At 72.6% G+C, this 13,448-nt stretch carries 6 protein-coding genes; 1 reads left to right on the top strand and 5 read right to left on the bottom strand.

The features are described 5' to 3' along the window. Window positions 1–12: 12 nt before the first annotated feature. Together ACFWZ5_RS23770 and ACFWZ5_RS23775 are read right to left on the bottom strand one after the other, a co-directional pair. On the bottom strand, window positions 13–2,325 hold the full coding sequence (locus ACFWZ5_RS23770) for a beta-galactosidase (protein ID WP_384788113.1): 2,313 nt from the start codon (window positions 2,323–2,325) through the stop codon (window positions 13–15). 158 nt (window positions 2,326–2,483) lie between these two features. Next, window positions 2,484–2,885: a MarR family winged helix-turn-helix transcriptional regulator gene (locus ACFWZ5_RS23775; protein WP_384788239.1), complete on the bottom strand. Its 402-nt coding sequence runs from the start codon at window positions 2,883–2,885 to the stop codon at window positions 2,484–2,486. Window positions 2,886–3,035: 150 nt separating this feature from the next. Between ACFWZ5_RS23775 and ACFWZ5_RS23780 the strand changes: the two genes are divergently transcribed. Beyond that, window positions 3,036–4,523, top strand: a complete 1,488-nt coding sequence (locus tag ACFWZ5_RS23780) for an MFS transporter (protein WP_384788115.1) — start codon at window positions 3,036–3,038, stop codon at window positions 4,521–4,523. Between the two features lie 329 nt (window positions 4,524–4,852). Here the strand turns inward: ACFWZ5_RS23780 and ACFWZ5_RS23785 are convergent, their stop codons facing one another. The 3 genes from ACFWZ5_RS23785 to ACFWZ5_RS23795 form a co-directional block, all read right to left on the bottom strand. After that, entirely contained in the window at window positions 4,853–7,702 is a 2,850-nt protein-coding gene (locus ACFWZ5_RS23785) for an ABC transporter substrate-binding protein (RefSeq protein WP_384788118.1), read from the bottom strand. A 244-nt stretch (window positions 7,703–7,946) separates the two neighbouring features. Beyond that, complete coding sequence (locus ACFWZ5_RS23790; protein ID WP_384788121.1) at window positions 7,947–8,669, bottom strand: hypothetical protein; 723 nt, start codon at window positions 8,667–8,669, stop codon at window positions 7,947–7,949. Window positions 8,670–8,913: 244 nt separating this feature from the next. Next, window positions 8,914–13,428 (bottom strand): hypothetical protein, encoded by a 4,515-nt coding sequence (locus ACFWZ5_RS23795; RefSeq protein ID WP_384788123.1) that lies wholly within the window; start codon window positions 13,426–13,428, stop codon window positions 8,914–8,916. Between the last annotated feature and the right edge of the window lie 20 nt (window positions 13,429–13,448).

The raw sequence follows: 13,448 nt of genomic DNA on the forward strand, positions 1-13,448 counted from the left end.
TCCGGGGGCCTGCTACACCTCGTCGAGCCGCCACTCCTGTCCGCTGTCGCCGGTGTCGTTCTGCTGGACGATCCTCGCCCCGTCCGCGGTGGAGTTCCCCTCGACGCCGAGCACCTTGCCGCTGTGGACGTTGATCAGCTTCACCTGGCCGCCGCCGACCTCGCTGACGCGCCACTGCTGGTTGGCGCCACGGGTGGCGGGCCACTGGATGACGGGGGCGCCGTCGGCCGTGGACTCGCCGCGCACGTCGACCAGCTGACCCGAGTGGGCGCCTGCCAGGGTGCTGGTGCCGTGGCCCAGGACGGTGCGGCGCCACTGCTGGTTGGGCTTGCCGTGGCGGGGCCACTGGATGAGCTGGACGCCCTGCCCCGTCGACTCGTCGGGCACGTCGAGGGCCTTGCCGCTGCGGCGGTTGACGAGGACGTAGGTGCTCTGGAGGACGCCGGCGAAGCCGATGGGCTTCGGCGTGGTCCGGTGCAGGTCGAAGACGACGATCTCGTTGCGGCCCGAGGTCAGGAACGGTGCGGGACAGTACAGGCGTTGCTGCGGGCCCACGGACCAGTAGCGGCCCAGGTTGTGCCCGTTGACGAAGACCACGCCCTTGGTCCAGGCGGACATGTCGAGGTAGGTGTCGCCGGCCCTGTCGAGGGTGAGCGTGGCGCGGAAGAAGAGCCCGGCCTTGTCGGGGTCGCCGATCGTCGGACGCAGGCCGGCGACGAACTTCTCGTCGACGGGCAGCGCATGGGTCTGCCAGTGGGTGAGGGGGCCGTTGAGGGGACCGGCGTCGGACAGCGACACCTGGCCGGTGATGCCCTTGCGGTCGACGTAGTGGCCGAAGTTCACCCGGCCCAGGCCCTCCACCAGGATGTCGAGCGTCGCGTCGGCGTCGGCGGCGCCGAGCTTCAGGCTGGTGCCGTGGGTCACCTTCAAGGGTTCGGCGTACGCGGGCCACAGCGTGGGTCTGCTGAATCCGCCCTGGTAGGCGCCGTCGAGGAAGACGGTGGCGTAGTCGTGCAGGCCCGTGACGCCGAGCGTCGCGCCGCGGTAGCCGGAGAGCGGGCGGCGGTAGAGGATGAAGCCGGAGTTCTGGCCGTAGGCCTCCATCGGCTGGGCGGTGACCGTCCGGGACGGGGGCAGCGCCGGGGGCAGGTTGTCCCACAGCGAGGCGTACGCGGTGGGGGTCACCGGGCCCGGCGTGATGGTGGCGACGGGGTCGGGGACCGCGGGCAGCGGCTCCTCCACATAGCTGTCGATGAGGCCGCGGTACGCGGCGTAGCTCGCCGTCGGGCGGCCCTGCTCGGTGATCGCCGCGCTGTAGTCGTAGCTGGTGATGTCGGGGGTGTAGCCGCTGCCGTCGTCCGCGGCGTTGGCTCCGGCCCCGTAGCCGAAGCTGGTGCCGCCGTGAATCATGTAGATGTTGAACGACAGCTGGGACTGCATCAGGCCGCGCAGGACCGGGGACTTGTCCTTGCCGACGCCGCCGAAGGCGCTGTCGCCCCACGCGGTGAACCAGCCGGCCCAGGACTCGCCGATGAAGGCGGGCACCGCGGGGAAGCTGCGGCGGCAGTCGGCGATCGCCGCCGCGTCACCGTCGGACAGACCGATGGCCCCGCCGGGCACGTTGGTGCGGTTCACCTTGACCTGGGCCAGGCCGTCCTGCGTGTAGAAGGGGCCGGGCACGCCCGCGTCGAGCCAGGCCTGACGGATCTCGCCCAGATAGGTGGAGTCGTTGCCGAACGAGCCGTACTCGTTCTCGACCTGCACCATCAGGACGGGGCCGCCGTTCGCGACCAGGAGCGGCCTGACGACCGGCGCGATCCGCTCGATGTAGCGGCGCACCGCGCGCAGGTAGTTCGGGTCGGCCGCCGCCCGGACGCGGATCCTGGCCGCGGGATCCTTGAGGAGCCAGGCGGGCAGCCCCCCGAGGTCCCACTCGGCACACACATACGGCCCGGGCCGTAACAGCACCCACATGCCCTCGGCCTGGCACAGCCTGACGAAGGCCGCGAAGTCACGCCGGTCGGTGGTCAGGTCGAACGCGCCGGGGCGCTCCTCGAGGTAGTTCCACATCAGATACACGCCGATGGTGTTGAGGCCCATCGCCTTGGCCATCCGGATGCGGTGGCGCCAGTACGGCACGGGGATGCGGCACGGATGCAGCTCGCCGCTGCGGATCTGGAACGGCTTGCCGTCGAGCAGGAACCGGCTGCCGTCCGCCGAGAAGCCGAAGGTGTGGTCGGCGGCGCCCGACGCGTGGGCCTGCGGACCCAGTGTCGCGGCGAGCGGGGTGAGGGCGCTGATGATCAGGAAGTCGCGTCGATCCATGGGGCACTCCGGGGGGTGTGGGAGGTCGCTGGCCTGCCGAACGGTGGAGTGACGTCATGTGCCCGTCAGTTATGTGTGATGACGGTAGAGCGTGTTCGAGAATGTTGGAAGGGGTGCGGTAATGGTTGCCCCTCCGGGCCGCCCTGGCCCCGCGTCCGTCAGTCGTGCGCGGGGCGCGCGGTGAACACCTGGCTCAGGAGGGCGTACAGCGTCGCCCGGTCCTCGTCGTCGAGCGTGGCCAGGCCTGCCGTCGTCGTGCGCATGTTGGCGCGGATGGTGTCGATGGCGTGCTCGCCCTCGGGGGTGAGGACGACGTTCTTGACGCGGCGGTCGCCGGGGCTCGGCTCGCGGCGGACCAGACCGCGCTTCTCCAGGCGGTCGACGATGCCCGTCATGTTGGAGGCGTCGCAGCCGAGCGTCTCGGCGAGCACGCGCATGGCGGCGGGGCCGCGGCGCAGCACGCTGAGCGTCTTGCCCTGGCTCGCCGTGAGGTTCTCGTGGGCGGCCGCGGCCGTGAAATCGCCGTAGTAGGCGCCGAGCGACACCGAGAACAGCTCCATGAGCTGGGCCGTGCCGACGTGCGGGTGTGCTGGCATGTGACCCACCTTACGCGCAGAAACTTGACCATCTCAAATATTGAGGTCTACCTTGAGGATATTACTTGAGGTTCTCAAGCTTCCATGTTCTTAAGTAGTTGGAGAAGAGTTTCCGTGTCTCACGCACAGCAGGCGCCCTCGGAGCGCCCCTCGGGACAGACCGCGGTCGTCCTGGTGCTCGGGCTCGCCGCCATGGTCGTCTCGATGATGCAGACGCTGGTCGTGCCGATCCTGGGGATCATCCAGCACGAGCTGGACGTCACCACCGCCAACGTCAGCTGGGTGACCACGGCCACGCTGCTGTCCGCCGCCGTCTTCACCCCGCTCCTCGGCCGCTTCGGCGACATGCACGGCAAGAAGCCCACCCTCGTCGGCGTACTGATCGTGATGATCGCGGGCTCGGTGCTCGCCGCCACCACGACCTCGCTGACCTGGCTCATCGTCGGCCGCGTGATGCAGGGCGCGGCGACCGCGATCTTCCCGCTCGCCCTGTCCGTGCTGCGTGAGGAGATCAAGCCGGAGAAGCTCCACGGCGCGATGGCCCTGGTCAGCGGCACGCTCGCGTTCGGCAGCGGCCTCGCCCTCGTCGGCGCGGGCCTCCTCACCCAGGGCTCCGACCCCGACTACCACCGGGTCTTCTGGCTCGCGGTCGTCCTCGCCGTGGTGGCGCTCATCGGCGTGATCCTCGTCGTGCCCGCGTCGCGCTCCAAGACGGGCGGACGCACCGACTGGCTCGGCGCGCTCACCCTGGCGGCGCTCCTCGTGCTGCTGCTCCTGCCGATCTCGCAGGGGCACGAGTGGGGCTGGACGTCCGGCCGGGTGCTCGGCAGCTTCGCCGCCGCGGTCGTGATGGCGGGCGTGTGGGTCGTCACCGAGAAGAAGGTCAGGGAGCCGATGGTGGACATGGAGATGTTCACGCACCGCCCCGTGCTCTTCACCAACCTGGCGGGCCTGCTGCTCGGCTTCGCGATGTTCGCCCAGTTCATCGGCGTCTCGTACCTGGTGCAGATGCCCGAGCAGCTGGCCGGCTACGGCTTCGGCGCGTCCGTGCTCGACGCCTCGGTGGTCTACCTGCTTCCGACCACACTCGTCTCGCTGGTGGGCGCCCAGTTCGGCGGCATCCTCGTGCGCCGGATCGGCGCGCGCGTCACGCTGGCCGTCGGCGCCGCCTTCGGCGTCATCGGCTTCGCCTGGCTGACCCTGGCGCACGGCACCACCGCCTCGGTGATCGGCGCGGGCATGGTCGTCGGCCTGGCGATCAGCTTCGGGTACGCCGCCATGCCGGCGCTCATCGTCGCCAGCGTCCCGGCCCACCAGACCGGCATCGCCAACGGCATCAACTCCATCTCCCGCTCCGTCGGCAGCGCCATCGCCAGCGCGACGATCACCTCGCTCCTCGCGTCGAAGACGATCAAGCTTCCGGCCGGGATGCCCGCGCTGCCCGAGGAGAGCCAGTTCACCCTCAGCTTCGCCATCGCCGGAGCCGCGTTCGTCCTGGTCGCGGTGGTCTCCCTGATCGGGCTCAAGGCAGCGCACGCGCCGCGTGCCACCGCCCTGAAGAAGGTCGCCGAATCGGAGACCCCGGAGCGCGCCGGAGTCTGACCCGGACCACTGCCGCGCAGGCCCTTGCCGTCTCCCGCGGCGGCAAGGGCCTGCGGCCGTACGGCACACGCCGGTCGGCGGGCCCCAGAAGGGGAGGGTGGACCTGGTCGCGCGATTCCCTCCGCGGTCCCAAGAAGCGGGCGCCCACGAACGGGGCACCCGGGAAGCGGGCACAGACTCCCGCTGGACGCAGCCGTTGGCGGAGGGCCCCACCCCGGGCCCGAGAGATCGCCGGAAGGCCGCCGCCGCGCTGACGGCGCCGCACCCCCCCACGGACTGCCGCACAGCCTACGCCCGCGGCACTCCGCCGGACAGGGCCCTGGCGGGGGCTACGACCCCACGTACGCGTTGAGCGGCGACACCCCGTCCAGGTCGACCTGCAGCCCGTGCAGCGCCTTGGAGTACAGGTACGTGCGCGTCGGCACGTACAGCGGAACCGCCGCCGCCTGCTCCATCACGCGCCGGTCCACCGCGGACCACAGCTCGCCCGCCGCCCTCAGGGAGCCCGCGGCGCCGGCCGCTTCGATCGCCTCGTCGACCTCGGTGCTCTTGAGCCGGGAGAAGTTCGACGAGGCGGGGTAGGCGAACGCGCCGTCGAAGTAGTCCGGCAGGAAGGACGAGGCGACCGGCAGGCCGCCGCCGACGGAGAGCCGGAACAGGTCGTACTTGCCCTTGCCCGCGTTGTCGTAGAACGCGGCGATCTCCGTGTTCTTGACCTCGACCCGGAAACCGGCCCGCTTCAGCGCGGCCTCGACGACCGACGCCCGCTTGGCGTCCTCCGCGTTCGAGGACCCCAGGGTGAGCCGGAAGCCGCTCTTGCCCGCCTCCTTCAGCAGCGCACGGGCCTTGGCCGGGTCACCGCGCTCCCCGGCCCGGTACAGGTCGAAGGCGCGGGCGCCCCGGACGCCGGGCGGGATCAGGTTGTGGTGGACCGTGCCGTCGTCCCCGGCCGCCTCCAGGACGTCGGCGGCGGGCAGCGCGGTGGCGATGGCCTTGCGGACCCTGAGGTCCTTCACGCGCTTGGTGTTGATGACGTACGCCTGCACATAGGGCGAGGGCGCCGAAAGGCGTCCCACACCGGCGGCCTTGTCGCGTCCAGCCTTGTCCATGGAGCCGGTGAAGGACATCACGGCGTCGCCCGAACCGGCCGCCGTGGTGCGGGCCTTGATCTGCTCGTCGGTGACGCCGCCCTCGATGCGGTACGTGTCCGGGTACGCCGTGCGCAGCGGGTCGCTGTCCGCCTTCCACAGGGAGTTGCGGGTCAGCTTGAGGTCCTTCCCGCTGCGGTAGCTGCCGACCTGGTAGGGGCCGGTGGCCGGCAGCGACCGGGAGTCGGACCCGGTGTCCTTCGCCCGGGGCACGGGCGCGCCGCTGGGACCCGCGAGGGCGACGTTGAAGTCCCGGTGGGCGTCGGCGAGATGGAACACGACCGTGCGGTCGTCGGGCGTCTCGATCGCGCCCGGCGGGAGGGTGCGGATGTTGCCGGTGCCCTTGTCGCCGCCGGGGCCGAGGAGCCAGTCGCGCAGCGTCCTGTCGCCGATGGCGAACTTCGGGTCGAGGGTGCGCTCGACGGCGTACTCGAAGTCCGCCGCCCGTACGGGAGTCCCGTCGTTGTAGGTCAGGCCGTCCTTGAGCGTGAACGTCCAGGTCCGGCCGTCGGACGAGGCGCGTCCCGCGTCGGTGGCCAGGTCGCCGACGAGCCTGACCGAGCCGTCGGGGAGCGTCTTGAGACCCGTCAGGCCCCGGTAGACGAGGCGGGAGACGATCCGGTCGGTGCTCGACCACATCTTGCCGGGGTCGACGGTGCTGATGTCGAGGGGTTCGAGGACGGTGACGGTCCCGCCCCTGCGGGCGCCGCCGACGGCGGGTGCGGGGCCCTCGGAGTCGTTCGCCGTGCCCACGGTCAGCGTTTCGGTCCTGGACTTCTCGGCCACCGTGCCGCGGGTGCCGGTCGTGTCACCGCCCGAACCGCCGCCGCTCGACCCTTGGCTGGAGCCGCCCTTGCCGGTTTCCGCGTCCTTGCCGCCGTCTGAGTCGAACGGGTTCATGACGGTGAGCGCGGCCACGAGAGCGGCGACCGTGACGGCCGCGCCCGCCGGCGCCCACCAGGTGCGCCACCAGGGCCGACGGGCCCCCACCACGGCCGGGGGCGGCGGCGCGGGCCAGGGGATCGGCGGGGCCGCGGGTCTGGGCGGTGCGAGGGGGTACGAGGTCAGGCCGGGCGGTTCCGGGGCCGCGGCGGCGGGTGCGGCGGGCGGGCCCGGCGAGGCAGAGCCAGAGGCGGCTGGGGCGGCGGGTGCGGCGGGCGTCGGGGCGGGCCGGGCGCGCGTCGTCCCGCGGGCCAGGTCCTCCAGGGCCGACCGCGCCTGCTCGGCGTCCGGCCGGTCGGCGGCCGCCTTCGCCAGCATCCGGGCGACCAACTCGTCCCACTCCGGCGCGAGTCCCGGACGCCGCAAGGACGGCGGCTCCGGAGCCTCGTACACATGGCAGTGCATCAGGGCGGCCGCCGACGGCGCGTCGAACGGCGGGGCACCGGTGAGCATCTGATGGACCATGCAGCCCAGCGCGTACACATCGGTGCGCCCGTCGGCGGGCCCGCGCGTGAACCGCTCCGGCGCCATGTAGTGCAGCGTGCCGATGGGGGAGTCGGAGGTGCTGGTGAGATAGCCGCCGCCCGCGCCGGTCGCCGCGTCGAGGAACTTGGCGATGCCGAAGTCGAGGACCTTCACGGTGCCCTCGTCGGTGACCATGACGTTGGCCGGTTTGATGTCCCGGTGCACGATGCCCGCCCGGTGGGCCACCGCGAGCGCCCGGCACACCTGCGCCGCGATGTCCGCCACGCTCTTCGGCGACAGCTCCCCCTCGTCGGCGAGCAGCCCGGTCACCGTGCGGCCCGACACCAACGGCATGACGAGGTACGGCACATCGCCGTCCGCGCCGTGGTCGAAGACCGGCACGATGTACGAGCTGTCGAGGGCCGCCGCGGCCCGCGCCTCCCGCACGAACAGGGCCAGCATGCGGGCACGCTCGGGCGCCGACGTCTCCGGGGGCAGACCGAGCAGCTTGACGGCCACCTCCCGGTCCAGGCGCGCGTCGCGGGCCCGCCATACCGCCCCCATGCCGCCCGCGCCGACCCGCTCCGTGAGCGTGTACCGCCCGTCAAGGACTGTGCCCCGCATCCCCACTCCACCCACCCCTGGCTCGCCCTCCGTGGGCGGCAAGGTCAATTTACCTGTGTCGTGGGGGAGTTGGAGAGGTCCTGTGACGTGCGCGCAAATGTCGCGGATCTCGGCTCTGCCGCACTCTGGGCGCGCATGGGCGACATATCGGGGCTCGGCCATGCCGGTGAGGGCCCCATGCGACGACGGCGGAGGGCGGCTTGGGCGACGGGGACGGAGGGTTGAGGGGTGAGGGCGGTGTGGCTCAGCCCTCGGATTCCGGTGCGGGCTCGGTGTCCTGGGCCGGGGGCTCGGCGCCCTGGGCCTGAGCCGGCTGCTCAGGGGCTTCGGGCGTGGTGGGGGCTTCGGACGCGGTGTAGAAGACGGAGTTGTCCTGCTTGGAGCGCCGGGCCTGGCCCCTGGCGACCAGGTTCTCCAGCGTGGTGCGGACGACGGTGGTCTTGACCGTGCGGTCGGGGTGCTTCTGGGCGAGCACGGCGGTGACCTGTGCGGCGGAGCACGGCTCGCTCTGCTCGCTCAAGTGCGCACGTGCCAGGTCCACGAGGGTGGGCTGCGCCGGGGCCTTGGCCGGGGTCTTGGCCTTGACCGCCGGGGTCTTCTTGCGGGCGGCGCGCTTGGCCCGGGCCGACGGCGCCCGCGGCGCGGGCACTTGCGTGACCTGGTCGGCGGCCTTGTCCTGCGGGGCCTCGTCCTGCGGGGCGGCCGCTTCCTCCTGGGGCGCGGCCTCTTTCTCCTGCGGGGCGTCGGAGGCACTGTCGGCGGGCTTGCCGTCCAAAAGGTGCCGCATCCTCAGGAGCAGTTCCTGGTCACGCTCCAAAACCTGCAACTGCTGTTGCAGGGAATGCACTTCGGTACGGATACGTTCCTGCTCCGAGGCATTTCGTTCAAGATCTGCCCCGAGCTGTGCGGCGTACTGGTCCTTGAGCGCGGTCGGCTCTTTCTGGACGTCGGTGTGGGTGTCGGACAAGGGGGCCACCTCTCCTGCGTACGGGCGTGGTGTGGGCGGATCCTACTCGCATATTTCTCGCCATGATCCTGTTCTCGCAACAATGGCTAACACCATGGGGTGGATCCCTTCCGATTGCCGTGTCCGGTGGGGGAGTTGAGCGTTCAATTGGGCACCTCGCTCTCCCTGTCGCTCTCCCCGCGGATTCACCGGCTCGGATTCTCCGGCGCGGGCCCGCCGAACTCGGGCGCGACGTCCGCCGAACTCAGGGCCGTGCTTCGCGCAGCAGCAGGACATCCCGCCCCATGCTGACCAGGAGGCCCAGGCCAGGCGCCCAGACAAGGGCTTCACCGGGCTCCGGCAGTTCGAGGAGCGCCAGGGGGCGACGTCCAGGGATGTCCCAGGCACGCACGGTGGCGTCCGCGCCCAGACTGAACGCTGCGGGGACGCCGCGGCAGCGCCCCACGACGACCTCGACGACGGCGGCCGTGTGGCCGACAAGTGGCGGTCCGAGCGGAGTCGCGTCGGTCGTGTCCCAGAGGCGGACCGCGGCGTCGCTGCCCGCGGTGACCGCGACGGGCCCGGCCACGGAGGGACGCAGGGCCACCGAGTGGACCGCGCCTTCCTGGCGGACGACACCGCGCGGGAACAGGCCCTCGGGGGTCAGGCGCCAGAAGCGTACGGTCCTGTCGTCGCCGCAGGAGACCACGGTCGCGGAGCCGTCCGCCGACTCGGCAAGGGCGACGCCGGTGACGGGCGCGTCGTGCGCGGTCAGGTGTCGGCCGACGAGATGGTGACCCGCCAGGTCCCAGACGGCGATGCTGTTGTCGACGCCGCCGGTGACGGCGACGGACCGGCCGTCGACGCGGCCCACGCACAGCGCGTCGATGCGACCGGTGTGGCCGGTCAGCGGCGGCACGACCTCCGCACCGTTCTGGTCGGTGACCCGCACGGCCCGGTCCGTGCCGACGCTGACGAGGACGGGACGCCTGGCGAGGCGGGTGAACGTCAGGTCCGTGACGCGGCCGTGGCCCGTGCCGACGCGGCGGACGACGCGCCCTGTTGCGACGTCCCGCAGGCAGATCTCGTCCTCGGCCGCGACGGCGGTGACACGGCGGCCGCCGAGCGTGCCGTGGGCGAGGGCGGTGACGAGGCCGGGATGGCCGTATGCGGGCCGGGACATGGGGGAGTCGGGGTACCAGCACCGGATGGTGGTGTCCTGGCTGCCCGTGAGCACGACGCGCCGACGGCCCGTCATGCCCGTGGCCAGGGTCGTGATGGCCTGGGTGTGGCCGCGCAGGACGCGGCTTGGGCCGTCCGGTAGGGGGTGGACGCCGAGTCGGTCGTGCCGGGGCAGGACAGCGGTGACGGGGTGGTGGTCGCCTGCCAGGATGCCCACCGGCCCGGTGGACAGGGGAAGAGGGGAGGTGTCCCCTGTCGCGGGAGCCGCGGCGTCGACCGAGCGTGGATCCGTACCGTCGAGCGCCACATCCCAGGCACACGTACCGTCGTTGCCCGCCGCGAGCACCCATGCGCGGCCCGGACCGGACGGCGCCACGGACAGCGAGTGGATGTGTGCGGGCGCGCCCGGGAGGGCCGTGCCGAGGGGCACACGTCGCCGCACGTCCCACAGACGAACCATGCCGCCATCGTCGGCGGTGACGGCGATCGGCTCACCGGGTCCGTCGAGAACCGCCAGCGCACGGATCGGCCCCGCGCCGACGGGGATCGCCGCGTAGACGCATGTCCCCGACTCGGGATCCCACAGCCGCAGCGTGCCGTCGGTCGAGGAGGACAGGACATGTGTCGTTCCGTGGACGCGTACGAACGCCACGCCGGTCACCGTCCCGCGGTGGCCCCGAAGGACCGGGCCGAACGGGCGCTGGTCCGCCAGGTCCCACAGGCGGACGGTGGCGTCGGCCGCTCCCGTCAGGCCGTGGGTCCGGTCGCCGATCCTGCCGGTCGTGAGCGTGCGTACGGGGAGGGTGTGCCCCGTCATGGGCAGGCCGAGCGGCTGGCTCGTGGAGAGGTCCCACAGGCGCAGGGTGGTGCCGTCCGAGCTGAGCGCCACCGGGCGTCCGCCGGACTCGCCGACGGCGAGTGCTTGGACCGTGCGGCGGGTGACCAGGACGGTGCCCGACACCGCGTGACCGGCGCGGCCCGAGAACCAGCCGGGTGTCCAGGCGGCGGGGGCCGACGCGGGGGAGCCCGCGATCCGGTGCGCGAGTGCGACGTTCTGCGACCGGGCGGCGTCGATGGTCATGACGGAGCGGCGGGCCGTGGGGTCGGCCCCGGCGTGGCGGTCCGCGGACAGGCCGTACACGCCTGCCAGTTCGCGGGCCTCCGCGCTGTCGGCGGCGTCGAGGTGGGCGACCAGAGTGGTGTGGTCGGCGTACGACAGGAAGTCCGGGTCCGCGAGGAGCAGGTCGCACCGGCCCGCGTCGGCGGCGTGCTCGATGAGGTGGCGCAGGTGGTAGGGCAGCGCCAGGTCCCAGTCCACGGCGGTGGAATCGGCGGGCCGCAGCGTGGCGAGCAGCCGGTCGTGGAGGGCGGCGGCGGACGCCGGTACCGCCTTGAGCTGGTCGACGAGCTCCTGATGGAAGAGCCGGTACAGCGTCGTGCCGTCGGTGTCCACCGAGCGCCGCAGATAGAACGCGACATCGGTGAGGACGCGGTCCACCATCGCTCGGTCCACCGCTGCCCGGTCGGTCTCCGTCGAGGGCGCGCCGTCCATCAGGGGCGCCAGGGCCTGGATCAACTCGGCGGGCAGGCCCGGGTGCTTGGCGTGGGAAAGGGCTGTGAGTACGGGCCTGGCCCATGCGTTGTCGAGCTGGCGTAGATGCAGGGTGAGCAACTCGGAGACGGAGCGGGGCGCGTCGGCGACCACCTGGTCGAGCCGGTCCGGGCCCACCGGGTCCGGTGCCGAGAGCAGGTGGTGCAGATACAGACTCGCCAGGAGGTACGGCCCCGGACGCCCGGCCGCGTGGGCGTCGTCGTCGGGCGGTACGCGGTCGGAGTCGTGGCGGTCGGAGTCCTGGCGGTCGGGCACCAGGGCCTCGGCGATCCGGCGGCTGAGCTCCTCCCGCAGCTCTGCTTGCGGCGCCGTGTCGTAGGCCCGGTCGAGCTCCAGGTGCCGGCGGAGGTAGACGGCGACATCGGTGCGCAGCGCGCCGGTGGTGGCCGTGTCCAGGTCGAGCACTCCGTCGTGCGCGCGGGCCTCGGCGAGCAGCGCGGCCGCCTCGGCCACCTGCCGTGTGCCCACGAGGAGGCGGCATACGGGCGCTCCGCCGCGCCGTCGGCCGCGACCGACGGTGCGGGCGCGTGCGAGCGGCAGGAGCAACAGGGCGACGGTGTCGGGCACATGGGCCGCCTCGTCGAGGGCGTCGAGCACGATCATGGCGGGCGGGGCGCCGTTCGACACCTGGTCCCGGAGCGCGCCCACGACAGCGGCGGCCGTCCACTCCCCGGCCCGCTCGCCGAGCCCCAACTGCCGTGCCAAGGAGGCGGCCAGGTCGGCGGGGCTGCGGCCGCGGGCGTGCACCGCCGCGAACGACATGCCCCGTCCGGGCAGCCGCAGCGCCGGAAGCCTGCCGATGAGCAGGGCGCGCAGGTCGGGCTGCGCGGCACACACCAGCATGCCGAGCAGGGCCGACTTGCCCGATCCCGCGCTGCCCGTGACCACCCGCAGGGGGAGGTCCCGGTCGCTGACGCCGTCGACCCAGGGCGTCAGCAGGTCAAGTTCCGCCTGGCGACCGGTGAAGAGACACACCGTCGGCTCGGCCGTCTTCTGGGCGTCGTGTGTGGTGCGCGTACTGAAGGCCCGCCCCATGTAGTGCGTGGCATCGAGGACCGGATCGAGTTCGGCGAGGAATCCGCGCAGGGAGTCCTCGGTCTGCAAGCGCAGCCGGGCCAGCGGCGTGGACCGGTAGCTGGGGTTGCGGAAGAGGCGCAGGTCGGGCTCCTCGCCCAGGGCGAGCGGCGTGCTGTCCAGGTGCTGTGGCCGGCCTGCCTCCTCGCGCCAGAGGGCGTCGAGGGTCCGGCGTATCTCCCGCGCGATCAGGGAGACCGGGACGAACTCGACCGCGGGGTCCGCGCCGAGGCCGTCGGCCCTGATCCGGTGCAGGACCGCGGTCACCGCCTGGCTGAACCTGCCCCGGTAGGCCTTCTCGTCGGGCGCGGAGGCCGCGAGGACCCAGGCCTTGCGGCGCTCGGCGCGCAGCCGCGTCCGCCACGCGCCCCACTGCCAGTCGACGGCCGTCCCGGCGTGGCAGACGTCGAGGAGCAGGAGCACGGAGGGCCGGTCCGGGCGCCGTTCGACCGTGCGCAGCCAGGTCTCCACGTCGAATCCGTCGTACGGGCCGCTGTCGCTCATGGCGAGGTAGAGGCCGCCCTGGGCGTCGGTGTGGCCATGGGTGAGGACGTGCACGACCAGGCCGCCGACCGTGGGGGTGGCCCGCAGGGCCTGGTCGAGGGCGGTCTGGGTGTCCGCGAGCGCCGGATCGGTGAGGACGCCGTCGCCGTGCAACTGGTGGCCGAGGGCGGACAGGGCGGCGGCGACGGCACCGCTGCGCTCGTGGGCGAAGCGCAGGGGCCGGAATCCGGCGGGGGCGTCGGCAGGTGCTTCCTCGCCGATGGCGTCGACCACGGTGGTCGTGGCAGTCGTGGCGGTCGCGTCGGCCACCGGTGACTGGAAGGTGCCCACGGAGATGACGACGGAGCGCTCGGCGGGCGGGGCGGTGTCCGCGCCCGGCCCGGGCGCCGTCGAGGCGGGTTCGGCCAAGTCCGTCATGTCAGCTGCGA

Source organism: Streptomyces sp. NPDC059003 (assembly GCF_042740445.1).
In the GTDB taxonomy this organism is placed as follows: Bacteria; Actinomycetota; Actinomycetes; order Streptomycetales; family Streptomycetaceae; genus Streptomyces.